This is a genomic window from Lysinibacillus sp. COL-1, assembly GCF_059814265.1.
Genome location: NZ_JCAWSJ010000004.1, coordinates 1,638,069 through 1,664,681 on the forward strand (window position 1 = coordinate 1,638,069; position 26,613 = coordinate 1,664,681).

Sequence of the window (26,613 nt, forward strand, 5' to 3'; positions counted from 1 at the left end):
GAGAGAATCTAATGAAAGGAAGTTTAACTATGACGATTATTGGTATGCTGCATCATCGACTTGATCCAACTACAGTTCTCAAGTCATATGCCTATGCAGCAGTTGCGAAAGCAGAAGGGGCACAGTTTTTTTACTTCACCCCTAAAAGTGTTGACTTTGCCAAACGCTCCATTCAAGCAAAGATCTATGAGAATGGCGAGTGGCAGGAAAAAACGATGCCCTTTCCTGATGTGATCTATAATGCGGGGAGCCCAGAGAAATTATCTGTTTCCAAAGATATTATCGATCGTTTAAAAGAAGAGATTCCATTTACGACCCATTCGATAGGGAATAAATGGAATGTCATGAAGCGATTGAAGGAAGCAAAGGAATTTGAACAGTATTTGATTCCATCGGAAATTGTAAAGGATGTCGATTTATTTCACAAGTTCGTTAATTATTATAAACGGGTTGTCTTCAAGCCGATTGATGGACGTAAGGGGAAGGGCATTTATTTTATTACGAAGGCGGGAACTAAGCATTTCGAGGTTCGAAAGGATAGCACCAATACGGTTTATTCAAAGCCTCAATTAGATGCATTGATAAAGGAGCAGCTTGCGTCTGGTACGTTTATTATGCAGCCCTATATTCAATCGGTCACAAAGTCGGGTCAGGTTTATGATTTCCGTTTGCATGTTCAGAAAAATGGAGAAGGCAAATGGGTAGTGACGACAGTGTACCCACGAATTGCACCAAATGGTTCCATCATACCGAATATTAATAATGGGGGCTATACGAATTATTTAGATCCATTTTTAGAACAGGAATTTAAGGAAGAGGCTTATAATATTCGGCGAATGCTGGAGCATTTCTCCTTAGCGCTAGCTCATCACCTGGATGAAATTCAAATGGTGAAGTTTGGGGAAGTGATTGATGAAATTGGGATTGATGTTGGCCTAGATCAGCAGCAAAAAATTTGGATGTATGAGGTCAATTGGCGACCAGGCTGTCCTCCTGCCTTTTACTTGGAGCTAGATGTGGTCATTCATTCCATCCGCTATGCGATGTATCTTGCGAAAAATCAAAAACCTCTAAAAAAGAAAATTGTCCAACAAAAAAGTAAGCAACAGGCTGACAAGAAAAACTTGCCGATTATTGCCATTACGGGAAGTGCAGGCAAAACAACAACAAAGGCATTTGTCGGCTCGATTTTATCGAAAAAGTGGAATGTTTTTGAGTCGAAGGATTATTGGAATACGACTGAGCATACGAAAAAGCATAAGGAAGAAATCAATGATACACATCAGGCTGTCGTATTAGAGTATGGTATGGCCTACCCAGGTATTATTACCAACCACTGTAGTATAATTCAGCCGAATATTAGTATTGTAACGAATATTGGCTTAGCGCATGTGGGGAACTTTGATGGGGATGTAAGAGGCGTTGCCAAGGCGAAATCCGAATTGATTCATGGTATGGATCAGCAGGGCTTACTCATTGTCAATCAAGATGATGACAATTCCAGATACTTAGAGACAGAGCAATTTAAAGGGAAAATCTTGACGGTGGGTATTAAAAAAGAAGCCGATTATCGTGCCTATGATTTGCAGTATAAGGATATTGGCATGTCCTTTAAAATGAAGCTACATGGGGAAGAAATCGAAATGTATATTCCAATTTTAGGGGAACATCATGTTTACAATGCGCTCAATGCAGTGGCAGTGGCAGATCTTTTAGGGTTCACGCCCTTTGAAATTCAGGCGGGGCTCAACTTTAAAAAACCACCAAGACGTTTAACGATCTATAACTTGCGTGATGATATTACGGTCATTGATGATACGGTTCACTCTCATCCACAAGGGGTTCGAGCTGCGATTGATGTACTAACGAATATCGCGAAGGAACGGAAAGTAGCGATTATTGGACAAATGCGAGAGCTCGGCGTCTTGAGGGAGGAAGAATATAAAAAGGTTGGGGAGTACATTTACGAGGTAGGCATTGATGAATTCATTACCTATGGCTTTAGGACGGAAGAAATGAGCAATGCCGCCATTGCGAAGGGCATGGACCCATCCAAGGTACATCATTTTATCAATAAAGACGAATTGCATGTCCTACTAGAAACATTGGTAGAGCCTCATGATACCATTCTTGTAAAAGGTGCTAGTAAAACGAATATGTTTGAAACTGTGAAATTTTTAGACGAAACGTTTAAGGAAGAATGAAGTATGCTCTGATGTAATTGCGGCTGACGCTTCGCTTCCGTGCAGATACAATAATGCGTCCAACTTCATATTGAATAATGAACAGACCTGCATCGTGCAGGTCTCTCTTTCATGATATCTGTCAAATCAAGATAAAAAAGCCCGAGTAACTGTCCACTGGCAAGCGGCAATTATTCGGGATATTTTTTTCAAACTCTCAAAATAAATTTAATTTCTTTTGCTGCATTTGTTGCATGATTTCTAGCTTCCCTCAATGTTGACCCTTCTGCAATTACATAAGCATAACGATGTCCCATCGATAAAGGTGGCATTAGCAGTGTCCCTTTTCTCGGTTTGACATACACTTCTACGACACCTGTTGATCTTGTCGCTCTTGCCTTGCCAATCACCTTCTCTAAAATGCCTTTACTTTCCACAATAACATATTTTGTATAAACAAATTTTTTATGTCTTGGCTCGAGATTAGGCTGTTCACCAAGTAATAGTTTCAATGTTTCTTCCACTAAACTAAATCCTAGTGCTGCCTGTAGCATATTGTTCATGGCACCACCAGAAATCCGTGGATTGATTTCGATAAGCTTCCATCCATTTTGCGTTAATCGAAGCTCTAAATGGAGTGCTCCATTTTCGATATCAAAGGCCTTCACAATGGAATGGAGTACCTCTTCGATTCCTGATTGGATGTCTTGCGGAGCTTTCACTAAAACACCGTAGCCTGTAATAATAAATCGTTTTCCTTGCGTAATTTCCTGTTCAATAATGCCAATGACATGTGGTTGTTGTTGGTACACAACCGCTTCTACTAAATATTGTGGACCATCCAAATATTCTTCAATCATGATGGATTCGTAGGGATTTTTACTGCGTAATGCTTTGAGGTGATGATTAAGTTGCTCTGCATCTGTTGCTAATAATACATCTTTTGAACCTGTTGATTTTGGTGATTTTACGATTAATGGGAAGGTCAAATTTTTAGCAATAGGTTCCTGGGGCTTCAGAAGCGAAAACTTTGGTGAGTATGGTTGGTCTTTTAAAAAATTTCTTGTTTTCTCTTTATCCTCCATCATTTCAATAGCAGTGGAGGATGCATAGTTATGACAAAATTCATCACATAGCATAGAAGCAACATGGACAAATGGATCAACAAAACTAACGATACTTTTAATCTCTAATCCGGTTTTCCCTAGTTTATCAATTTCCTCTTTCATTCTCTCTATATTCAAAGTATCAATGAGTATCATTTTGTGGATGTCGGGGTAGGCACGTCGCTGCTGAAGTTGTTTTTCATTATTTGTGAAAAGTACTGTGAAGTAGCCTAGTTTTTCTGCTGCTCTTGTTGCTTCACGACTAGACCCGGATTTGTTTGTACCGATAAATACAATGGCTTTCAGGTATATCACTCCTTCTATTGGTACTTAGATACTTAATCACCTTTATATATATGCAGTGAAATAGTTTTCTTCTAGTTATGTATCTTGTCTACATCCAAGCAACTTTTAAGAGGTTACATATACTAGAAAAGAAAGGAGGGAGAAAAGATATGAAGCCTCTTTCGGTGAAAAATTTAGCAATGATTACGGCAGGCTATCTAGTGCAAGGGTCAGAGGATGTACTGATTCAGCATGGGGCTTATCGATTAAAACAAGTGAAAAAGTCCAATACGGCACTATTTACAAGTAAACGTATTGTGAATTGGAAAAGTCTTGAGCCGCTTTCTCCTCTAGTGCTAGTGACCGATAGAGCTTATCGGCCAAATGACATTCCAAACCAAGTCATTATGATACAGGTAGCGAATGCAGAAGAGGCCTATTGGAAATTTGTTCATTTTTATCGCAATCAGTTTCATATTCCGATTGTAGCGATTACAGGTACTTCAGGTAAAACAACGACAAAAGAGATGATTAAACATCTTCTTTCTGCTGATCGGAAAGTGACAGCAACGACATTAAGCAGTAATTCTAGAACCGCTTCATTGCAATATTTATTGGGCATTGAGGAAGAAACAGAGGCAGCCGTCTTTGAAACAGCAGTTGGCTCGCCAGGAGATGTCACGAATGCGGGAAAATATTTTAAACCGACCATAGGGATTATTACTAATATCGGAGCTCACCACTTAAACTATTGCAAAACATTAGAAGGCTATATACAAGCAAAGGGAGAAATGCTAGATATCATTCACCCCAAAGGTACATTAATTATTAATGCGGAAGATAGCAATACGCAGAAGCTAGATATTTCTAGATTCCGTGGTCGTTTGCTTAAAGTAGGGAAGCATGAGTCCTGTGATTTTCGAGCAAGTCATATCCACTACTATCAAAAAGGGATGAAATTCGTTCTTCAGCACAATAAAAAAAACTATGACATTCTTGTGCCAGGATTTGGAGAACACCAGGTCTATAATGCGCTTGCTGCCATCGCAGCCGTCTATGACATGGGAATGCCCATTCCAGTCGCAGCCAAACTACTCCAATCATTCCGTCAATTGAAAAAACAATTACAACTTTTTGAGGGCATCAATCATTCCATGCTATTGGATGATACCTGGAGTATTACAACCACTTCCTTGGAGGCAGCCTTAAAAGTGTTGAATGAGCTAGGAGATGGCAAGAAAAAGATTGCTGTCATTGGTACGATTACCGACTTAGGTTCATGGGGTTATATTATTCACGAGCAAGCGGGGGAATTAATAAAACGCATTGGCGTGGATGTCTTGATTACCATAGGGGAGCATGCAAGGATTATGGCTGATCATGCAGTCAAGTTAGGATTTAGCGAGTCTGTCTATACATTTAAAAATAGTACACTCGTCTATCCGTTATTGCAGAAGATTGTCGATGACAATACGATTGTGCTCATAAAGGGAGATATGTATAGCAAACAGATTTCTAAACTAGCAGCGGAGCTAAAGCTGAAACCTACCCCACCTGCTGATTAGTCAGCTTCTTTCTATATAGGATATTGACTGTGCCACATAGAAGAACATTCTAATAAGGTATAGTAATTGATCAGAATATAACACGCTGAATCAAGAGAAGGAGTAAGTCATATACAAGATTGATAAAGAGAGGAGGCGCAGTACACTTGCAACCCATTAGTGTGCAAAAACTTAGAACCGTTCTACAAGGAAAGCTCATTCATGGATCAGAACAATGGTCTGTGCAGCAGGCCATTTACTATAATCGGCATGACCTAACAAAAAGTCATTCCCTCATGTTTGTTAGTCGAAACGATAAAATCAACTGGCAAGAGGTTGATCGGAAGGGACCGTCTTTAATCATCTCCGATAAACCGTCTACAGAATTGAAAAGCGCTTTAGCTAATACAACCGTTTTACAAGTGAAAAGTGTTGCACAGGCCTACTGGACATTTATCGAGTATTATCGTGGTCTTTTTCAAATTCCTGTTGTGGCTTTAACAGGAACTTGTGGTAAAACAACGACAAAAGAGATGCTAAAACATATCGCTAGTAAGCATTGGCAAGTGCAGGCATCCGTTAGCAGTAAAAACGAGCCAAGGCAATCATTGCCTTATTTAACGGGGATTGAAGAAAAAACACAAGCCGCTATCTTTGAATTAGGTTTAGGCAACACAGGGAATATTAAACATCAGTGTATGATCTATCAACCGACTATTGGTATTATTACAAATATTGGTGTGCATCATTTAGATGGCTGTCTCAACCTAGAAGGCTATATAAAGGCCAAGGCAGAAATTGTGGAAGGCATTAAGGAAGATGGTACGTTAATTATTAATGCCGATGATACCAACATCAAAAAAATTTCGCTGAAAAAGTTTAAGGGGAAAATTATTAAGTTTGGTTTACATGAGACGGCAGATTTTAAAGCGTCGAATGTAGAGTTTGCCAATACGGGCATGAAGTTTACTTTAGAAGTAGATGCTATCACGTACAATGTATTTGTCCCTGGCTATGGTGAGCATCAAGTCTATAATGCATTAGCCGCGATTGCAGCTTGTCGTGAAATGGGGCTGACAATTCGTCAGGCTATAGCTGGGTTACGAACGTTTAAACAGATGGCAAGACATTTAGAATTTACGACAGGGCTTGGTGACAGTACGATTATTGATGATACGTGGACAAATAACCCGACATCTGTAGAGGCAGCTCTAAAAGTGCTAGATACGGTAGGAAAAGAGAAGAAAGTCATTCTCGTTCTAGGGGATATTAAACGATTAGGTAATTTTGAAGAAAAATACCATCGCGAAATTGGCTCCATGGTAGCAGAAAGAAAGATTGATACATTAATTACCATCGGCAAAAGGGCGGAAAAGATTGCCGATCAAGCTCAAAAAGATGGAACCAGCGCAGAGGTTCATACGTTTAAAGAGGTAACAGGCGTTTTAGAATTATTGAAACCAAAGCTCGATGCAGACACAATTGTCCTAATAAAAGGACCGATGTCGAGTAGATCAATGATTGAATTTGCCAATACGCTTAAAAACTCATCCTAGCAAAAAAGGGTGTCTCAACATCATTGAGACACCCAACCATTCTTATTTTAAAACACGTCGAGCTGTTACAAAATTCTTTTGTGCCCAAGTGGAAGAAATGTTTTGTTTCACAATACCATTAGTAGTCATACTAATATATTGATTATTTCCTAAATAAATACCAGTTTGCGTGATATCTTGTCCACCATTATTCGTTGAGAAGAACAGTAAATCACCTTTTTGAAGCTGTGATTTTTGGATACGTGTCCCTACTAAAGCTTGCTTACTTGCTAGCTTATCCTTTAAATCAATACCATGCTTTTTAAAGACATAGTACGTAAAACCAGCACTTGTAAAAGTCAGTGCACTTTCGTTGTACGTATAGCCGAATTTTGCTTTGCTTGTTAACCCGGTAGCTGTTGCAATAATTTGATTGGCTGAAGTACTAGCTGAAGGTGCACTTACACTGGGAGATGAGTTGGAATCAGAGAAAACGCGCTTCGCTGTAATATAATGTTCAGTATAATAATCTACAAATAACACTCTTGTCATCACACCGTCTGAATTAGGAATGATGATTCGATGATCGCCCGCATAAATCCCTACAAGCGAAGGTGTCTTAGAGCCTTTAACACTATTAAAGAAGACTAAATCGCCCTTTCTCAAATTAGCACGAGCCACTGTTGATCCTTGGTTCATTAAATTGCTTAACGTAGTAGCGCCGAGTGTCACGCCACTTTTACGATAGATGAAATCAACAAATGCTGGAGCTGTGAAGCGTAGGCTTGACTCGCTTGTTGAAGTGCCAATCGTTACTTTGTTTTTATACGTCAGGGCATTCTCTACAATTTTATCGCCTTTTGTTGCAGGATTGGCTGATAGTAGGGTAGGCAATACTCTACGTGCAGATACATAGTTTTCTGTATAATACGGCTTACTGTTTAAATCAGAAATGACAATATTTTGTTTGGAATCAGCCATGTGGATGATTTTATTGTCACCGATATACATGCCGACATGATCGGGGTCAGTCCCTGTTTTTTTACTTTTAAAGAACACTAAATCGCCTTTTTGTAATTGGTTCCTTGCTACATATGTCCCTTGCTGAATCATATAATTTTCATTATATGTCCCAAGGTCTACACCATTTTTCTCAAAGATGTACATTAAAAATGAAGCACAAGAAAATTTATATGGATATGTAGACTTGTAAACCGAATTGCTATATGTCGCTTGACCCATTAAGCTTTTCCCTGTCTGAATGAGTTGATCTGCTTTCGCTGCAACAGCCTGTGCGTTGTTTTGAGCATTTGTTGTAGCAGCCTCGACCTGTATCGGCTGGATGGCTGTGTGCACCATTCCGAATGAACTGAAGCCAATTGTTAAGGCAAGTGTTGTAGATAAAAATCGTTTATTCATGTTGTTATAACCTCCTGAAGCATCTAGTAGAATTTCTCCTGTATAGCTTTGCCATGGAAATAATCGTAGCATGAAAATAGAGGGCTTCCGGGAGGTAAATGTTACCAGGGTAACTAGAGGGAGGGCTTCAACACTTGCTATAAAAGGCTTTATCAAGGGAATTTACAGTTTTATTACAAATGTTTCAGCAAGATGTAATATGGAACAGTCCCATGAAAAAACTGCCCTAATAGCAGGGCAGTTTATCTTAATTTTTGAATCATTTCGACGCGATTACCAAACGGATCTCGAAATTCAAATCGCTCATAATGAGGGATTGGCACAGAATCCAGTATGTCTATTTGATGTTCTGCTAGTTTCCTCTTCCAGTACTCAATATCTTCTACTTGATACGCAATATGCGCCTTTGTTGTCAAGCGATCAAAGCCATCTTCCGTGCCCACATGAACCTCCTGCTGACCAAGCTGTAACCAGAATCCGCCTCGTCCCTTCAGCGACTCAGGCTTCTCCAATTCCTGCAAACCTAAAACCTGACAATAAAAAGCTTTCCCCTGCTCCTCTGATCCTTGTGGAATGGTAATTTGCACATGATGTAAACCGATAATCATCTCATAATGCCCCCTTTTTCTTTAAGTATAGTTTAATTTTTGAATATTTAAAATGTTGGCGGATAGCCAATTAAAAGTAGCGGTTTGATTATTTACAGCAAAGAGCAAAGTATAAAAATGTATATATACACTCAAACAAAATATACTTAGTGATAGGATATCTGTTGGCGACTGTGGTGGGAGGTTTATTTAAAACTAGAGAGTTTAGGGTTATTGAAAAAATGGATGAAAATATATAAGTTGGAATTATTAGGATTATGATATGAAGGAGATTACTTAAATTTAAGAGGGATAAGATATATTAATGAACATTTTAACAAGCAGGAAGAAATATTTATTAAGTATGACCTTTAGTTAAACTTATTATAAAAGAGCGGCAAATCTAAAAGAGGTTAACCGCTCTCTTTATAGTGAAATTAATTATCGTTTTTTATTTGAAATTGAACTGGACTTTCTTTTGCATCAGTAATCATAGATTGATAATGATTTTGCAATGTAGAATTTTTAAATTGGTCATATATTTTTTGATACAAGTCTTTACTAACCCTTGAGTTTTTAGACATATTAGTTAGCAGCTCTTCCTCATTTTTAGGGTTTTTTAATACTTCTAAAAAATAGGAAATTAAGAAATGATATTTTAGGTTTTTTCTAAGTTTCTTAGCAAATTTTTTATTAGTTTTCTTTTTTCTACTATATGTCATTGACTTTCTTTTACAAATAGCTTTGAAAAAGTACTCACAATAGAGATATTCAATAAAAAATTTTCTTCTGATTTTGTAGCGATAGGAATTATCTTTTAAAACCCGTTGTCTAAGAAATTGTTGTTCTATAGTAGCGTAGCCTCTAGCATATCTTTTTAATTTATTAAAACCAGTATATTTATTATTGAATGAAATGTTAGGGAAATGAATATGTCTTTCGGTTGAAAATTTTGAACAAACAAAATCCCTATAGATTGTTGGATATGGTTTATTACGTAAGAACATGTTTTTATCTTCCATGAAAAGTACAAAGCTTAATAAATCTATCTTTTTATCAAGTTCATTGTAAATACTTTTGTTATTATTATTTGTTCTTTGGATACCATCATGAGATAAACAAATTTTTAAATGGTTAACTGCATCTTGGAAATTGTAGAAATCAAAAAAACTAATTGCAACTTTAGAGTATTGGTATAAAGCGAATATAAGAATAATAAAAATGATTAAATGTTCTTGATTTAGGTTAATCCATTTATTTTGGTAAAGTGATGTTGAAAATTTAGTGTTTAAAAATATTATAGTTATGCAACAGAATATCCAAATATATGTTTTGTTTAAAAAAATCCAAGCAAAACTATAATAAAAGAGTAAGTGATACAAACCAAGTTCTTTTTCTAAATCATTGTCTTTGTCGTGTAAAAAAATTATTCCACCAGCTAAAATTACTATTAGAATGAATAAAAACAAACTGTGATTTCCTGAGAAAAAAATTATCACTATGAACAAGCTAATATATAGAATTAATATATTCTTAAGCCTAAAGGTTTTATCTCTCACGTCATTAGTTATACCAAAGAAAATTATGCCTAAACCAACAATGAAAGTGATTAGTACATCTAAATCTAATTCTACAATTGCTTTCTTTATGTCAATAAACACAAGGACACCTCTTTTGTTTAAAATACTTTATAGAGTATATCAACAAAATGGAACCTTTAATAGTAATTCTTTACATTAATTAAAATTAGATTTTAATGATTGGTTACAGTTGAATTTAATAGATATGTGCTAAGTATTGTTTTAATGTCTTAATCTTTTATAAATCAGTAGATTTACTCCAGTTAACTTGTATAGGATTATTAGTGGACTTTCGATAGTCACCATTTCACTGGGGTTTAATTAATTTATCTTTTACTTCGGTGAAAATTATGTACCAGAATATTAGAGATTGAGGAGTATCCTTCTTTTTTGTTTGTAAGATAATGAAAAAGGTATAAAGAGTTTACTAAAATAGCTGAGTTAACATTAAAAATTGACACTATGGTATAATAATAAAAACGGAATAATAGGATAGAGGTACAAATCAGATTTTAGGATTTGTTTAAAAGGGAAGATCGGTGTAATTCCGACGCTGTCCCGCAACTGTAAATGGGAGCACTTTTCAAAAGGCCACTGTTACGTGTCGTAATGGGAAGGTGAAAGGTGTGATGAACATAAGCCAGGAGACCTGCCTTTATCTAGTACAGCCAAAAAACCTACGCGGATAGGGGGTGTTGAGTGTGACTAGAGAAATTCTCCTGCATGCTCATAGTACGATGACTGCTAAAAAGGTAGCTTCTATGTTTAATAGAAAGCTTATTTCCAACTGGCAATCACCGTATTATGTCATGTATTTGTCATAGTAGACATCTTTCTAATAAGAGAAAGATGTCTTTTTTATGTAAAACATTAAAGGAGCGGTCCACATGAATCCACAAGTTGTTGAGTATTATGAGAGCCTATTAAAAATTGAAATTATGCAAGAGCCTTATGCTGCAAAGCCTCTAAAGGAGCTTGTTGAACAATATGTTGGGCATGATGCTGCACATGAGCAATCCATTTTAGCAGCGTATACCAATGTTTTAAAAGAATTACTTGGATAGAATGGTTTTGGCTACTTCGTTTTTCGAAGTAGCCATTTTTAATAAGCGCATACTTTGACAATTAGTACGAGGAGGCGTAAAATTTCGTTGAACAATTGTTTTGAACGTTTGTTCAAAAAAGAGGTGAGTACAGTCGATCAGAAAGAGAACGTATCAAAAGAAAAAAATAAAGAGGTAAAGGATCAAATTTTACAGGCCGCGAAGTCGTTGTTTTCGTCCAGAGGCTATGATGGGACGACGGTGAGACAAATTTGTGATGAGGCAAATGTGTCACTTGCGCTTGTTTCCTATCATTTTGGTGGCAAAGAAAATGTATTTAATGCATTGTTTGAACCGCTACGCCACACCTTTATGAATGCCCATTATGATATCCATGATTCACTTGGTGCACTTCGTAGCTTTTGCCGAAACTTTGTGCTTTATCGCATTCATGAGCATGAATTAATTGATATTTTACAGCAAGAGATTGTTATGAATAGTCCTAGGTTAGAGATGCTTAAAGATGTTTTTTTACCTTCCTGGGAGCAACTTCGGACGATTTTATTAGCTTGTCAGGAGCAGCAGACCATTCGCTTTGAGTCGCTTGATGTTGCGCTGAACTTTATTATGGGGACGTTAATGTACTCCTTGAACAATCCATTTTTAAATCGTTCTTCCTTACAATCAACACCTGAACAAATTGCAGAACATGCAGTCAACTTTGTGTTATACGGTCTTCAAACTAAATCATAAAAAGAAGGTAATTCTAATGAAAGCAGCAAAATTTTACGGTATTCAAGATATTCGAGTAGAGGAAGCACAATTGCCAGCACTAGAACCAGGCATGGTAAAAGTAAAAGTCGCATTTGCAGGAATTTGTGGTAGTGATTTACATGAATATGTAGGGGGTGCCTATGCATTTCGTACACAACCTGTATTAGGTCATGAATTTGCAGGTGTTGTTGTAGAGGTCGCAGCAGGTGTTACTCAAATAAAAATAGGGGATCGTGTAGCAGTGGAGCCACCGATTCCTTGTGGAAAATGTAATAATTGTCGACGTGGGTATACTAACTTATGTAAACGTGGACAATCCTATGGTTATACGATTTCAGGTGGATTTGCTGAATATGCTATTGTGCAGGAAGAAAATATTCACCACCTTCCGGATGACATGAGCCTAGAGCTAGGCGCACTTGTTGAACCTACAGCAGTAGCCGTTCATGCAGTGCGTCAAAGTCAATTAAAGCTGGGCGATACAGCAGCTATTTTTGGCGCAGGTCCTATTGGTTTATTAGTCTTACAGGCTGTGAAGGCAGCGGGGGCAAGTGAAATTTTTGTCGTGGAGGTTTCTGATGAACGACGCCAAAAAGCACTTGAATTAGGCGCAACCTATGTCATCAATCCAATTGACACAGATGCTGTCACGTTTATTCGTGAAAAAACAAAGGGTGGGGTGGATGTTGCGTATGATGCAGCAGGTGTGCAGGCAACGTTTACAAGTGGTGTCAATGCGGTACATCCAGGCGGCGAATTTAAAATCGTTAGCGTCTGGGAAAGACCAGTAGAATTTAATCCAAATGCGGTCGTTTCTCCGGAAGTGAAAATTAGTGGCTCCTTTGCTTATGTTAATATTTTCCCCGAAGTAATTCGTCTACTCGCTCGTGGGGTCATTGATGGTCAAGCTGTTATTACAAGCCAAATCGCTTTAGAGGATATTGTGGAAAAAGGTTTTGAAGCATTAACGAAAGACCGTAGTCAATGTAAAATTCTTGTCAATATGAATCTATAAATCTTACTGAAAATCGGTAGCCAAACTTGCGTTAAAACAGGTTTGGCTATCATTATTTTTGGTCTATTAAATAGCATAATACCAATTGGATTACATTTATTTGTCATAAAACTGTCTTTAGGACTTCATTCATATTTCACTTTTACTTTATATAATAAATTTGCTATTTATAAATAGAATGGAGATCAAATATGAAAAATCTGCTTTATTCAAGGTTTTGGCGATTGCATTTTTTCGCAGCACTTTTTATTACACCATTACTGCTGTCTCTCACATTAAGCGGGATTGGCTATTTATTTTTCACAGATGTAGAAAATCGATTATATGATGATTACTTCTTTGGCGAAAGCCATAAAGAAGAGGTTTTAACGATTGATGAAGCCGTGGAAAAAGCGGAAGCGGCATTTGCAGGCTACTCCACTACGAAAGTTATTATGCTGGAAGAGCCTTATAATACGCGTTTAACTTTATCAAATGGCAAAGAACAGAAGTACGTATTTTTAGATGATCACAATCAAATGGTTGGTAGTCAGGATGCGAATTATACATTTTCTAATATTATGAGAAATACACACAGCTCCCTATTTATTGGCGGTACTTTTGTCAATTATTTAGTGGAACTAGCGGCATGCTGGACGATCTTTTTATTATTGTCAGGACTTTATATGACATTTAAAGGAAATCTTTTGAAGAAGCCAAAGGCAGAGAATAAACGACAAAAAAGTAAGAGATTGCATGCACTCGTTGGGACAATCATTACAATTCCAATGGTGCTGTTTATTTCTACAGGGCTATTATGGTCTGCTTTTCAAGGGTCGATTCTTGTGAATATAGCTTCAGAAAGTCCAACTTTTGGTTACCCATTATTACAGCAAAAGCCACCAACATCGGATGTCTCTGAAATTCCTTGGGCCACTCGACAATTAGAGGCGCCTATATCAGAAGGTGAACATGCGCAGCATCATGGAGGCGGAGCTGTCCGTTATACAAATAACAGCCAAATTTCGATTGCTGATCTTGAAAAAGAAATCAATGTCATGAATATCACAAAACCTTATTCGATTATTTACCCGTCAAATGAGGAGGGCGTATATACAGTGGCGAAGGCGAGTAATTCAGGTGTAACAGGTCTGGATGTGAAGCCTTCAGCAGAAGCAACGATGTATTTCGATCAATATAGTGGGAAGTTTATCGATCAAGTAAATTATGCTGATTATGGCATGTTGGCTAAATTCTTTACATGGGGCATTCCTTTACATGAAGGTCACTTATTTGGCTGGCCTAATAAGATTCTAAACTTAGTGGTTTGTCTAGCCTTTTTAGCCGTCATTATGTGGGGCATTCGCACATGGATTTTACGTAGAAAAAAAGGGGAGCTTTCTGCACCACCGCAAATTTCTCATAAAATGTCCATGCCGTTTATCATTTTCCTTGTTATTTTAGGCATTATAATGCCGTTATTTGGCGCCTCCTTGATCGCTGTCGTATTGATGGAGCTCATCATTATAGGCTGGCAAACAAAGAAGAAGTTAAGAGCAGAAGAAACTAAATAATGCGAATGGATACGGTACAACAGGATTGTGCCGTATCTTTTTTGTTTATTTCGTTTATATGAACGCAATACTATACTGAAGCTGCAAAAATGTTTATAGATTTTTCAGCCCAATTTTATAAAGTTTTAAGATTTGTATGGTACATTGCTAGTAGTTTCAGCTTATTGGGGGAGTGTAGATGTCAATTAAAACGAGGTTTTTGCTATCTTATGTGGGTGTTATTATCATTGCTATCACGCTTTTACTTGCAGCCGTTTTTCTTTTTTCCTTTGCGATTACGGGTGATATCAAAGCAATAGAGCATTTTTATAAAAAATCCTATGTACAAAAGCCTTTGACGACGGTAGAAGAAAACGCTTTTCTAGATTTAAAATTACTAGCTAAAAATAATCCCCAGCAGCTTTTAGATCTCGAACAGCTAGAAAAAATCAATGCACCTTCGATTGAGATTGTGGTACGAAAAGATCATCAAATTGTTTATTCAACGCAGAAAGAGCATGAACAATTATTACTTCAAAGCTTACCTGGCTTTGAAGCGACCAATATTAATTCGCGTGATACCATCATGATTAATCAAGCCTTTTATACGTATGTAAAATTTGATTTTTATTTTCCAGATAAAACCGAGGGAAGTATTTTCGTTTTAAGAGAGGTTAGTTCTCATGCGGAAGTAACGCGTGAACTGTTGCCCATTCTTTTAGGAATCTTATTTGTACTATTTATGATGATTATTGGCTTATTAAATTATTTAGTTTCAAGAAGTATTATTAATCCAATCTCAGCTTTAAAGGATGGGGCTGAACGCATTAAATCGGGCGACTTAGATTTTGAAATTACGTCTCATTCCAATGATGAAATTGGTCAGTTGAATCGATCGTTTGAGGAAATGAGAGTTAAGCTAAAAGAATCAATCCAGCTTCAGCTTCAATATGAGGAAAATCGGAAAGAGCTATTATCGAATATTTCCCATGATTTAAAAACGCCTATGACTTCTATTATCGGCTATGTAGAGGGCATTAAAGATGGCGTGGCGAATACAGAGGAGAAGATGGATAAATATTTAACAACCATCTATACAAAAGCAAAGGATATGGATGTATTAATTGATGAGCTGTTCTTATTTTCTAAATTGGATTTAAAAAAGGTTCCATTCCAAATGGAAAGCGTCAATCTCCAGCAATATATGCATGATTATGTAGAGGATGCGAGCTTTGATTTTATTGCACGAGACATTCATTTACAATATATATCAGCAGGTTCTCCTCTTTTGGCCATGGCTGATCGTGATAAATTAAGACGTGTCCTGTCAAATTTACTAAGCAATAGTGAGAAATATATGGATAAATCCTATAAGCAAATTATTATTTCGTTGCACGAGCGAACTGAGGATGCGATTATTCAGGTAACAGATAATGGTACGGGCATTGATCCTGCTGCGTTACCTCATATTTTTGATCGTTTTTACCGTGCGGAGCCTTCCCGTAATTCGCAAACAGGGGGCAGTGGCTTAGGGTTAGCGATTGCGAAACAAATCGTCCTTGAAATGGGCGGCGACATTTGGGCGAAGAGTGAATTAACGAAGGGAACGAGCATATTCATTTCATTGAAAAAGGCTGAGGAGAAGGGGAGTCATCATGAAAAAAATTCTGTTAATTGAAGATGAAGTGAGCATAGCAGAGCTCCAACGAGATTATTTAGAGATTAATGGTTTTTCAGTAGATATCCAGCATAACGGAGACGATGGCCTGAAGCAGGCACTAAAAGGTGATTATGCTTTAATCATTTTGGATATTATGCTGCCTGGGATGAATGGCTTTGATATTTGTAAACAAGTTCGAGCAGTGCACAATATGCCCATTTTATTTGTTTCAGCCAAAAAAGAGGATATTGATAAAATTCGTGGCCTTGGTCTAGGGGCAGATGATTATATTACGAAGCCCTTTAGTCCAAGTGAGCTAGTAGCAAGAGTCAAGGCACATTTAGCCAGGTATGAGCGCCTCGCTACGAATCAGCAAGCAAACCATACGATGTCCATTCATGGCATTACGATCGATACATCTGCTAGAAAGGTTTTTGTCAATGGGGATGAAATTGCCTTTACAACAAAGGAATTTGATTTACTCGTTTTTTTTGTTAAACACCCAAATCAAGTATTAAGTAAAGAGCAGTTATATGAGCGAAACTGGGGTTATGAATCAGCTGCAGATGTTTCGACCGTTACCGTTCATATTCGCAAGCTACGTGAAAAAATTGAACGTGATCCCGCACAGCCAAAGTTTTTGGAAACGGTATGGGGAGCAGGCTATCGTTTCAATGTTTAAGAGCAAAATATCTCGTCCATGTGGCGAGGTATTTTTTTGGCAAATTTTTAGACTTTTTTAAGAAATGGTTAATGGAATATTTAGCATTACCACTTACACTAAAATAAGGAAGACAGCAATAAATCAGAGAGTGTGGTGCAAGGGGTGAAAAAAATACAAACGGTTATGATCGCATTATCATTTTTGCTTCAAGGATGTGCCTCCAACGAATCAGAGGCAATACAGCTTGATAAAGGGGAGAGTGAAGTGGTGAAATCAAATTGGAAGAGTGAACTGTTTAAAGCAGCCGAAATGGGAGATATGGAAGCGTTACAACGTGCTTTGGATCAAAAGGTTGATATCAATGTCCAAGATTCAAATAGCAGAACAGCTTTGATGATTGCAACCTATAATCAGAATGTCGAGGCAGCACAATTATTAATAAATGCTGGGGCCGATGTCAATATACAGGACAATAGGCAAAATACGCCCTTTCTTTATGCTGGAGCAGAAGGCTATCTGGATATATTAAAGATGACGATTCAGGCTGGTGCTGATCCTACTATTTTGAACCGATATGGAGGAACCGCATTAATCCCAGCTGCAGAGCATGGTTATGTGGAGGTCATCGAGGAGTTGTTGCGTAACAGCGACATCGACGTCAATCATGTGAATCATTTAGGATGGACAGCGCTGATGGAGGCGATTGTGTTAAATAACGGCAATCCAACACAGCAAACGGTAATTCAGTTATTGATTGAGCATGGTGCTGATGTGAATATTCCGGATCAAAATAATGTGACACCATTACAACATGCGAGACAGCGAGGATTTAACGAGATTGAACAAATCCTGATTGCAGCGGGAGCGAAGTAATGCAAACTGTAGGGATTTTTTTGAAAGCCCATTACAAATTTTGTAGTGGGCTTGGAAACATTAATTCAGTATACGTATTACCAATTGGAGTTGCAGTTTCAGTACGTCTTTTTTTACACCAACACGGCTATATTTATTAGGATACAGCGATAACGAAGATTTTAAAAAAGGTGGCATAAGAGTGGCGAAAAACAGGCGGATTTTTTGTGCTTTACTTGGACTATTGTTTACGCAAACGGCTTGTAGCAACGGTGTAAGAGTTGATTATGAAGAGGAATTTGTAATTTCGGAAACCGCGCAATTAGAAAATGTAAGAGTACTAGAACTGGACACTAATGACGAAGATAATCAAAAGGTACTTAACGTATTTAGAGGAGACTTAAAAGATGGCGTTTATGCTTATGACGAGAATAAGCATAAAACCTATATCTTGATAAATGCCAATACTAGGAATTATGCTGATTATTCGTTTAAATTAGATAAGGAAAATAAAATTCTAACACTTTTCTATACAACTACAGAAGGAAGTGTTACAAATAAAAAAACGCTATTCCTTATAGAAAGTAAAAACAAGCATCCACTTGAGGAAATAAAATTGATTAACAACGGAAATGATGATGGTTTTATAGGAGTGTATACTAATTAAAGAAGGTCTGACATCATTTATAATTATCCATTGATTGTGTGGCTAAAAATAGCCCCACTTCAAATCAACAATTGCGTGAAGTGGGTAAACTATTAATAATCAAGCGAAGTATCTTATTTTAAAATGGTGAAAATCTCGTCACGGCTGTGGCGAGATTTTTTGTTATAGCCAGCCTTTGTCACTTGCTATCTGAGCAGCCTGCTGTCTTGATTCCACTTGCAGCTTTTGAATAGAGGTAGATAAATAATTGCGAATGGTACCCTTTGTTAAAAACAATTGCTTGCTGATTTCATTTGTGGTCAAACCCTCTTTGACAAGCTGTAGTACTGCAATTTCTCGTTCGTTTAAAGGGTTTTGCTCCTTCATAAACAAGGTAGCGGCTAGATCCTTACTAACCACCTTTTCTCCCTGCATGATTTTTCGAATGGTAGCGATTAAATAATCGATCGGTTCATCTTTCAATAGATAGCCGTGTACCTCGCAATCCATAGCCTTTTGTAAATAGCCAGGCCGAGCAAAAGTTGTGACAATCATCACTTTACACGGTAGGTTAGCCTGTTTAATTTTTTCAGCTAGCTCTAGCCCAGACAGATGGGGCATTTCAATATCTACGAGGCAAACATCTGGTAGCTCCTGTTGGATGTAGTCCCATGCTTTTAGCCCATCTGCCACCTCGGCTATGACTTCAATATCTGGTTCAAACGATAAGAGCGATGTTAAGGCACCGCGTAGCATTTGTTGGTCCTCCGCTAGTAATACACGTATCATGATGTGGGCTCCTTTCCGTCTTGAATTGGTAGCGTAAGAGTTACGCTCGTGCCTGTAGGTGTATGGCTGTTAATCGTGGCATAACCTTGTAGGATATGCATTCTTTCCTTCATCGAATGGATGCCATTGCCAAATCCTTTTTGCTGTAAGCCTATGCCATCATCTTTCATGATTAGCGTGTATTGTCCCGTGTGATATTGAATGATGATGTGGCATTTTTTTGCCTGACTGTGCTTGAGTATATTGGTCGTAGCCTCTCTTACACATAATGCAAGCATCGTTTCCTCCACACTAGAAAGAACAATTTGAGGGCATTGATTGTGAAGGCTTGTTGTGATATTTGCACTTTGTAAAAGCTGTTTGCAATGCACTAGCTCCGTCTGTAACGAAATGAAATTCATATCAGATACTAGCTCACGCACTTGTTTTAAGGCTTTACGTGTAGTGGCTAATATATCATCCAATTCTTGCTTCACCCTTGAAGGATCTCGGTCAATTAGTTTTGTCGTTAGTTCCGTTCTAATCTTAATCATTGTGAGTGTATGACCAATTGTATCGTGAAGGTCTCTAGCAATACGCTGTCGTTCTTCCTGCTGAACAAGCTGCATATTGACGTCTGCCAATTCAGCTTGCAGATTTTTCGACTTTTCCACAAAGTAAATAAGAATTGGCAATACTAGCTGAAACATCATGATAGGTACTAACACCTGTGATTCCTTCTGTAAAAAGGAGTTTGTCGCCAGATACATGACCGTCAAAAACATGATCGCGATGGCTAATATTCCACAGCCGATATGCCATTTTGATTTCGCCCGTCCAAGTAAATCGGCAAAGGTAAAGCCAAAAATAAGCATAAAGGGCTCTATATAAATGCTTAGTATAGTGATGACGATGAAGCCTACTAATGATGCGACAAGGAGTCTCCCATTTTTATGCCATAAAGCATTATAGAAAGCTCCTAAGTATAAAAGGAGCAATGTTATTTTCATAGCTAGAGGAAGTGATCCAGACCATAGTACTATTGTGATGAGAAAAATCACAGAAGCTACATCGATGATTAAATAATGCTTTATTTGTTCTCTAGGATATATTTTTATTGCCTACACCTTCCTTTGTTGCAAATTGTTGCGTCATTGCTCGAATGGATTTTTGACGAATCCATTCCATAGGACCCAATTGAAAATGCTGTAACCAAATAGACGCTATGACCAGTTGTAGGAATGACAAAGTTAGCCAAATGCAAATGACGATCACGCTATTGACATGCCCTCCTAAGCCAAGGCCCCAACCATAAAAAATAAATGATGCAAGTATGTTTTGAAGGACATAACAGCTTAAAGACATTTTACCGACTTGTGCAAAACGTTGCCAAAGCCAATTGAACCTCTTATATTCTACCAGTTTCCCTAAAATTCCAATATAGCCAATCGATAGAATAGGGGCACATAAATAGCGAACAGGAAAATCAAAAAGTCCCCCTGGTATAAAGATAAGTAAATTGAGGGGAATGCCAATGTATATACCAATCGTAAACAGCTTTTGGCGTACATGCCGTCCTCTATCTGTTTGTGAAAATACATCGTTGCGCATAAGCTTCACACCAAGTAAAAATAAAAAGATATTCATAGGGATAATGAAAATAGCTTCTGATCGATAGAATAAAAAATTTATCAGACGATGCTGTACTTGTGCTAGCCATGAGCCGTTTTCATACAATGTGGCAACGCTCTCCATTCCATTTAAGGAAACACCAACACCTTGTAATGTACTGATAAAAATAAGGAGGATTAGTAGGACATGGAGGCTGCCAAAAAGATAGAAAGCCCATGTCATGGCTTTGTTACTTAATCGGATGAGAAAGGCAACGATGAAGGCTGTAGCAGCATAGCTCATTAAAATATCATATTCCATGACAAGGGTATAATGAAGCAGTCCCTCTAGCCCCAAAAAGACGATTGTCCAAAGGTAGACCCCAGGCCAAGCACTGCCTCTGCGTAAGGCTTGCTGATATTTTAATTGTAAACCTACCCCAAACATAATCGTTAACAAGCCTAGTAGCTTACCGTTGACGAAAAATAAAACTACCATTCGTAAAAAATCCTGGAAGGACCACCAACCAGAGTAGTTGCTTGTTGTGATATACGATAAATCACCTAAATAAGCAAAAATCCAAATATTGGTGCCGAGCGTTCCTAAAACGGCGAAGCCTCTTAACATATCGATAAAGGGAAGTCTTTGTTGCATTTGCATATGTTCAATCACTCTTTCTGTATTTTCTTACCTTCAGGATAAGAAAATACGAAGAAAAAACCTATTCACACCAGTCAAAGGAATTTTATGACAGGTGTCATAAAGTGATTGGGACCACATAAAAAACCAGCAACGCTTTGGGTGCTGGTTCGTTTATTTCGTACAAGTATAGATGCGATAGTCTAAAAATGGCTGGTATTTTTCGTTCATGGCAAGATGCTGATCCATGACCTCATAAAACTTGGATTCAATCGCTGCGGAAACATCAAATTCAGGCTTGGAGGAGATGGATTGATTTTTTTGTATGCGAATATCGTGAAAACCAGCCTGTTGCAGTAGCTTTACCCAATCCTTTTTCATCAGGAGGGACTTGAATCCGTAAAATTGTTGGATGTCGTCTGCTAGCTCAGGGGGGAGAGTTGTAGGTTTGGTGAATTCAATAGCAATGAAGCGTCCACTTTTCTTCAATAAACGATAAATTTCTTGCAAAGCCTGTTGCTGATTTACAAAGGCTAGTACTGATTCAGCTAGAATCAAGTCAAATGATTCATTTGGTAACGAAGTTTTTTCAATTGAGCCTTGCAATAGACGGACGGGTAAACGTGCTTTTTGCATTCGTTTCTGCGCCTTTTTGATCATGACGGGGTGAATATCGATGCCTGTGACACTAGCTTGATAGGCAGTCGCCAAATAAGCAGCCGTTTGTCCTGTACCACACCCTACATCTAAAATATCGGCGCCTGGCGTAATATTCTCTGTTGAAAAGAGAGCCTTTGATAGATTAATTCCTCCTGGATGCGCCCCTCCAATGCCGAATTGAGCTAAAAAGGCAAGATAATGTGAGCCTTGAATGCGTATCACCTTCTTTTTTCTTATAGTATGACAGGGAAACTAGTCTTGTTCCCTCAAACATCTTGAGTGGGCAAGAGAATATTTTTACAGCCTTCTTCAAAAGTCTATTTCACTACTAAAATTCCCACATATACTAGTTAGAAGCTTTCAGACAGGAGGTGTATAAATGCCATATTTTCAGCCGAATGCTAGAAGGGGTCCCTATCCGCCAAGCAATAGACAATATTTTGGCCCACCTTTTCGAGGTAGAATGGTGCAACCTTACTATTCTCCCTATCAACAACAACAAGGATCCAGATTAGGCAGTTTGCCAGATCATTTAAATACGATTATGGGGCATGCTGGGACGATTACAAATGGAGTCAATATGTTGAGGCAGATGGGATCGTTACTAAGTTTATTTAGATAAAGCTAGAAACCCTCTTAAGAAAATATCTTAAGAGGGTTCATGTTCGTGCTTAATCGGCTTGGACAAGTTGTTTTTCAATAATCGAGCGATTCTTTTCTTTAAATAGCTCATTATGAGACGATACCATGCCATGACGATAGGCTGTTGGCTCCAAATACGTTTTAATGGAGTTGACCGCATTGGCTGCATCTTGGAATGTTCCTAGTAGCAAGTGGATTTTTCCTTCAAATGATAAAATATCACCAGCCGCAAAAATACCTGGCTGTGCCGTTTCACCTGTTGCTTTCCCTTCAAAATAATAATCATCCTTTTTGGGAATAGCAATGGCTTCATCAAATGCGAGAGATGCCTCACGGTTATAGCCATGACTAACGATCACCTCATCGATTTGACGGGTATAACTTTGCTGCGTTTTCGTATTTTCACATGTTACTAATTGAATAGCCGTTTTATCAGCATTCGCTGACAGCTTTGTAATCGTCGTATTGCACTCTATATTTACTCCCGCATCAAGTGCTTCCTGTACCGTTGCTTCATGCGCTGATAAATTCTCTTTACGGTAAACGAGGGTCACGCTTTTAGCAATTGGGCTTAACTCAACAGCCCAATCGATGGCTGCATTACCACCACCAGAAATCATAATATCTTTGTCGACAAAACGTTTATAGGATTGAACGGTATAATGTAAATTTGACATTTCATATTTTTCAGCGCCCTCAAGCGTCAGTTTTTGAGGGTTAATAATACCACCACCTACAGCTAGCAGCACCGTTTTAGAATAATGCTTTTCACCAGCTGCTGTATGGATAATAAAAACATCATTCTGGCGTTCAATCAAATCTACTTTTGTATCTGTCAAAATGGTAGGATCAAATGTTTTGGCTTGCTCGATTAATTGTTTGACAAATTGCTCGCCTAAAACAGGAGGATGTCCGCCAATATCCCAAATCAGCTTTTCAGGATAAAGTAATACTTTTCCACCAAGCTGTGATTGACTCTCAATCAATTTTGTTTTTAATCCACGCAGACCGCTGTAGAAGGCACTATATAAGCCAGCAGGGCCGCCACCAATAATTGTCACATCATATACATGTTGCATTTTTATTGCCACATCCTTAAAAAATAGTAAAAAGTAATTGACAAATTCTTATCAGAAACTAGACTAAATCTAGTGATAATGATTATCATTTTAAGCTGTGAATAGCATAGCATGGAAAGATGTAAAAAGAAAGAGAGGCTCCGATTTGCAGGATGCGCTAGTGACTGCTGCTGTCTCTATAACAGATGGTGTAGCCTTTGGTTCGCGCTACTAATATTGCCACTTTTCAGTGGAGCAAGCTTGCTGATATGGTTATGTCGGCACACTTCTTGTATTTATTGAATGACTAGAAAAGTGTTAGCAAATGTTAGTTGCTGCTCGAAAGAACAGACTTTTGATCTAATAAAAACTGTGAAAAATTAATTTTACAACATCGACCTTTCAAGTTTTTGAGAACCTCATTTGTTGTGGTTCTTTTTTTATATAATCAGGGCAGGAGGTGAATACATGATTCTATTAGCACGGCAACCATCAGATTCGCAGAAAATACTGGAGGCGATGCTACAAAGATTGCCTCAGACACACAAGGAATACGCGTATGTACGAGAGCGTTTAGGACGTGTCAAAGCAGGGCTCGCTGGTGAACAGCGTGTCGATGCAGAATGGCTTGAGCTGGACTTACCAACCCCACATTATTTTCTCCATGATTTTCAAACAATGAATGACTTCGGTTCAACACATCAAATGGACACCATCTTTCTCTGTCCCCATTTTTTACTGATCCTAGAAATCAAAAATATAACAGGCATTCTCTCATATGATGCTTCATACGCTCAACTAACACGCACGACCATAGAGGGTACGGTCGAAGGGATGGTTGATCCATTTCTTCAACTGGAGCGGCATGTGGCCTGGATGAAAAAATTATTACAGCGTGAACGTTTTCATTTACCAATTGTGCATGCAGTTGTACTGGCAACGAGAAATGGAATTTTAACAAAGGGGTTTGAGGGGCAGCCTATATTTCATGTGACGGGGCTGCGTTCTTGTATCCAAAGATGGACAGAGATGTATCAACCCGTAAAGGCAGAAGCCCTCTTACCCTTTGCGACACGTTTATTGTCGATGCACACAAGGTTAAAAAAAGAGATGACTGTGCCTTTTAAGGAAATGATGAAAGGCGTAGTATGTCCTCATTGTGGGAATGGACAGCGATTACAGTATCACTATAGAAAATGGACTTGCCCTCGCTGTGGATTGGTGGATCACAATGCATTAAATCGAACATTGGAGGACTACCGATTACTAGTCGGACCACAGCTGACCAATCGAAGCTTTCGAGAATTCTTCGCCATTGAATCCCCAAACCTAGCGTACAAGTTGTTGCAGCAACTACCTTTGAAAGCGGAGGGTGAAAAAAAGCATAGGAAGTACTGGATTATAGATTAAGGATTTAAAAGCCCAGCAACCATTCAAGCGGTCTGACTGTGTTGCTTGGTGGATAGAACGCGCAGAGTGATGGATAAAGCGAAGAAGGAGGAGGATACGCGTGAGGATGGTGGATAGGAAAAGAAAAGTGTTGGATAGAACAGAGAAAGTAGTGGATAGAACGCGCAGAGTGGTGGATAGAGCGGAGAAAGTAGAGGATACGCATGAAATTGGTGGATAGGAAAAGAAAAGTGTTGGATAAATTTGAGAAAGTAGCGGATAGAACGCGCAGAGTGATGGATAGAGTGGAGAAAGAGGAGGATACGCATGAGGATGGTGGATAGGAGAGGGAAAGTGTTGGATAGAACAGAGAAAGTAGCGGATAGAACGCGCAGAGTGGTGGATAGAGCGGAGAAAGAGGAGGATACGCGTGAGGATGGTGGATAGGAAAAGAAAAGTGTTGGATAAATTAGAGAAAGTAGCGGATAGAACGCGCAGAGTGGTGGATAGAGCGGAGAAAGTAGAGGATACGCATGAAATTGGTGGATAGGAAAAGAAAAGTGTTGGATAAATTAGAGAAAGTAGCGGATAGAATGCGTAGAGTGATGGATAGAGCGAAGAAAGAGGAGGATACGCGTGAGGATGGTGGATAGGAAAAGAAAAGTGTTGGATAGAACAGAGAAAGTAGTGGATAGAACGCGCAGAGTGGTGGATAGAGCGGAGAAAGTAGAGGATACGCATGAAATTGGTGGATAGGAAAAGAAAAGTGTTGGATAAATTAGAGAAAGTAGCGGATAGAACGCGCAGAGTGATGGATAGAGTGGAGAAAGAGGAGGATACGCATGAGGATGGTGGATAGGAGAGGGAAAGTGTTGGATAGAACAGAGAAAGTAGCGGATAGAACGCGCAGAGTGGTGGATAGAGCGGAGAAAGAGGAGGATACGCGTGAGGATGGTGGATAGGAAAAGAAAAGTGTTGGATAAATTAGAGAAAGTAGCGGATAGAACGCGCAGAGTGGTGGATAGAGCGGAGAAAGTAGAGGATACGCATGAAATTGGTGGATAGGAAAAGAAAAGTGTTGGATAAATTAGAGAAAGTAGCGGATAGAATGCGTAGAGTGATGGATAGAGCGAAGAAAGAGGAGGATACGCGTGAGGATGGTGGATAGGAAAAGAAAAGTGTTGGATAAATTAGAGAAAGGAGTGGATAGAACGCGCGAAGTGGTGGATAGAGCGGAGAAAGTAGAGGATATGCATGAGGATGGTGGATAGGAAAAGAAAAGTGTTGGATAGAACAGAGAAAGTAGTGGATAGAACGCGCGAAGTGATGGATAGAGTGGAGAAAGAGGAGGATATGCGTGAAGTTTTTGCATAGAACAAAGAAGCGTATACGCTTGCTTCAATTGGACAGGATAGAACTCA

22 protein-coding genes and 1 riboswitch are annotated in these 26,613 nt (G+C 38.4%); of the genes, 13 read left to right on the forward strand and 9 right to left on the reverse strand.

Annotated features, from left to right (window positions below; genetic code table 11):
- Positions 1-29: 29 nt before the first annotated feature.
- Complete coding sequence (locus tag AC6BKE_RS16255) at positions 30-2,204, forward strand: YheC/YheD family protein (RefSeq protein WP_499857292.1); 2,175 nt, start codon at positions 30-32, stop codon at positions 2,202-2,204.
- A 188-nt stretch (positions 2,205-2,392) separates the two neighbouring features.
- Here AC6BKE_RS16255 and AC6BKE_RS16260 read toward each other — a convergent pair whose 3' ends face one another.
- The gene (locus AC6BKE_RS16260) at positions 2,393-3,604 is read right to left on the reverse strand and encodes an ATP-grasp domain-containing protein (protein WP_036116881.1); all 1,212 of its coding nucleotides are present in this window, start codon (positions 3,602-3,604) and stop codon (positions 2,393-2,395) included.
- 140 nt (positions 3,605-3,744) lie between these two features.
- On the opposite strand from AC6BKE_RS16260, the gene AC6BKE_RS16265 reads away from it, so the two are divergent.
- Together AC6BKE_RS16265 and AC6BKE_RS16270 are read left to right on the forward strand one after the other, a co-directional pair.
- Complete coding sequence (locus AC6BKE_RS16265; protein WP_036116883.1) at positions 3,745-5,139, forward strand: Mur ligase family protein; 1,395 nt, start codon at positions 3,745-3,747, stop codon at positions 5,137-5,139.
- A gap of 146 nt (positions 5,140-5,285) precedes the next feature.
- Complete coding sequence (locus tag AC6BKE_RS16270) at positions 5,286-6,674, forward strand: Mur ligase family protein (protein WP_036116886.1); 1,389 nt, start codon at positions 5,286-5,288, stop codon at positions 6,672-6,674.
- Positions 6,675-6,716: 42 nt separating this feature from the next.
- Here AC6BKE_RS16270 and AC6BKE_RS16275 read toward each other — a convergent pair whose 3' ends face one another.
- The 3 genes from AC6BKE_RS16275 to AC6BKE_RS16285 form a co-directional block, all read right to left on the reverse strand.
- Positions 6,717-8,072 carry a C40 family peptidase gene (locus AC6BKE_RS16275; protein ID WP_058844939.1) on the reverse strand — a complete coding sequence of 452 codons (1,356 nt, stop codon included), beginning with the start codon at positions 8,070-8,072 and terminating at the stop codon, positions 6,717-6,719.
- A 242-nt stretch (positions 8,073-8,314) separates the two neighbouring features.
- Positions 8,315-8,680, reverse strand: a complete 366-nt coding sequence (locus tag AC6BKE_RS16280) for a VOC family protein (RefSeq protein ID WP_036117818.1) — start codon at positions 8,678-8,680, stop codon at positions 8,315-8,317.
- Positions 8,681-9,096: 416 nt separating this feature from the next.
- Complete coding sequence (locus AC6BKE_RS16285; protein ID WP_499857295.1) at positions 9,097-10,320, reverse strand: hypothetical protein; 1,224 nt, start codon at positions 10,318-10,320, stop codon at positions 9,097-9,099.
- A 398-nt stretch (positions 10,321-10,718) separates the two neighbouring features.
- A riboswitch (cobalamin riboswitch) is annotated at positions 10,719-10,910 on the forward strand.
- Between the two features lie 30 nt (positions 10,911-10,940).
- Here AC6BKE_RS16285 and AC6BKE_RS16290 point away from each other — a divergent pair.
- From AC6BKE_RS16290 to AC6BKE_RS16330, 9 genes are all read left to right on the forward strand, one after another.
- Positions 10,941-11,063 (forward strand): hypothetical protein, encoded by a 123-nt coding sequence (locus AC6BKE_RS16290; protein ID WP_338653742.1) that lies wholly within the window; start codon positions 10,941-10,943, stop codon positions 11,061-11,063.
- 63 nt (positions 11,064-11,126) lie between these two features.
- On the forward strand, positions 11,127-11,303 hold the full coding sequence (locus AC6BKE_RS16295) for a hypothetical protein (protein WP_170829809.1): 177 nt from the start codon (positions 11,127-11,129) through the stop codon (positions 11,301-11,303).
- Positions 11,304-11,390: 87 nt separating this feature from the next.
- Positions 11,391-12,035: a TetR/AcrR family transcriptional regulator gene (locus AC6BKE_RS16300; protein WP_231745154.1), complete on the forward strand. Its 645-nt coding sequence runs from the start codon at positions 11,391-11,393 to the stop codon at positions 12,033-12,035.
- Between the two features lie 16 nt (positions 12,036-12,051).
- Complete coding sequence (locus AC6BKE_RS16305; protein ID WP_342545015.1) at positions 12,052-13,071, forward strand: 2,3-butanediol dehydrogenase; 1,020 nt, start codon at positions 12,052-12,054, stop codon at positions 13,069-13,071.
- 191 nt (positions 13,072-13,262) lie between these two features.
- Positions 13,263-14,624: a PepSY-associated TM helix domain-containing protein gene (locus AC6BKE_RS16310; RefSeq protein ID WP_499857298.1), complete on the forward strand. Its 1,362-nt coding sequence runs from the start codon at positions 13,263-13,265 to the stop codon at positions 14,622-14,624.
- A gap of 178 nt (positions 14,625-14,802) precedes the next feature.
- Entirely contained in the window at positions 14,803-16,281 is a 1,479-nt protein-coding gene (locus AC6BKE_RS16315) for a sensor histidine kinase (protein ID WP_036117805.1), read from the forward strand.
- Positions 16,259-16,945 (forward strand): response regulator transcription factor, encoded by a 687-nt coding sequence (locus AC6BKE_RS16320; protein ID WP_499857299.1) that lies wholly within the window; start codon positions 16,259-16,261, stop codon positions 16,943-16,945. The genes AC6BKE_RS16315 and AC6BKE_RS16320 overlap by 23 nt, the downstream gene beginning before the upstream one ends.
- Before the next feature lie 144 nt (positions 16,946-17,089).
- Positions 17,090-17,800, forward strand: a complete 711-nt coding sequence (locus AC6BKE_RS16325) for an ankyrin repeat domain-containing protein (RefSeq protein WP_082673785.1) — start codon at positions 17,090-17,092, stop codon at positions 17,798-17,800.
- Between the two features lie 181 nt (positions 17,801-17,981).
- The gene (locus AC6BKE_RS16330; RefSeq protein WP_499857300.1) at positions 17,982-18,446 is read left to right on the forward strand and encodes a hypothetical protein; all 465 of its coding nucleotides are present in this window, start codon (positions 17,982-17,984) and stop codon (positions 18,444-18,446) included.
- A gap of 162 nt (positions 18,447-18,608) precedes the next feature.
- On the opposite strand, the gene AC6BKE_RS16335 is transcribed toward AC6BKE_RS16330, so the two are convergent.
- From AC6BKE_RS16335 to AC6BKE_RS16355, 5 genes are all read right to left on the reverse strand, one after another.
- Positions 18,609-19,214, reverse strand: a complete 606-nt coding sequence (locus AC6BKE_RS16335) for a response regulator transcription factor (protein WP_058845269.1) — start codon at positions 19,212-19,214, stop codon at positions 18,609-18,611.
- The gene (locus AC6BKE_RS16340) at positions 19,211-20,203 is read right to left on the reverse strand and encodes a sensor histidine kinase (protein ID WP_499857302.1); all 993 of its coding nucleotides are present in this window, start codon (positions 20,201-20,203) and stop codon (positions 19,211-19,213) included. Before AC6BKE_RS16340 ends, AC6BKE_RS16335 begins: the two co-directional genes overlap by 4 nt.
- Positions 20,204-20,294: 91 nt before the next feature.
- Entirely contained in the window at positions 20,295-21,464 is a 1,170-nt protein-coding gene (locus AC6BKE_RS16345) for a DUF418 domain-containing protein (RefSeq protein ID WP_499857304.1), read from the reverse strand.
- A gap of 153 nt (positions 21,465-21,617) precedes the next feature.
- Positions 21,618-22,325: a class I SAM-dependent methyltransferase gene (locus AC6BKE_RS16350; RefSeq protein WP_082673783.1), complete on the reverse strand. Its 708-nt coding sequence runs from the start codon at positions 22,323-22,325 to the stop codon at positions 21,618-21,620.
- 449 nt (positions 22,326-22,774) lie between these two features.
- Positions 22,775-23,824: an NAD(P)/FAD-dependent oxidoreductase gene (locus AC6BKE_RS16355; protein WP_330494060.1), complete on the reverse strand. Its 1,050-nt coding sequence runs from the start codon at positions 23,822-23,824 to the stop codon at positions 22,775-22,777.
- A gap of 447 nt (positions 23,825-24,271) precedes the next feature.
- Here AC6BKE_RS16355 and AC6BKE_RS16360 point away from each other — a divergent pair, with 447 nt between their 5' ends.
- Positions 24,272-25,213 carry an NERD domain-containing protein gene (locus tag AC6BKE_RS16360; protein WP_499857305.1) on the forward strand — a complete coding sequence of 314 codons (942 nt, stop codon included), beginning with the start codon at positions 24,272-24,274 and terminating at the stop codon, positions 25,211-25,213.
- Positions 25,214-26,613: the final 1,400 nt, after the last annotated feature.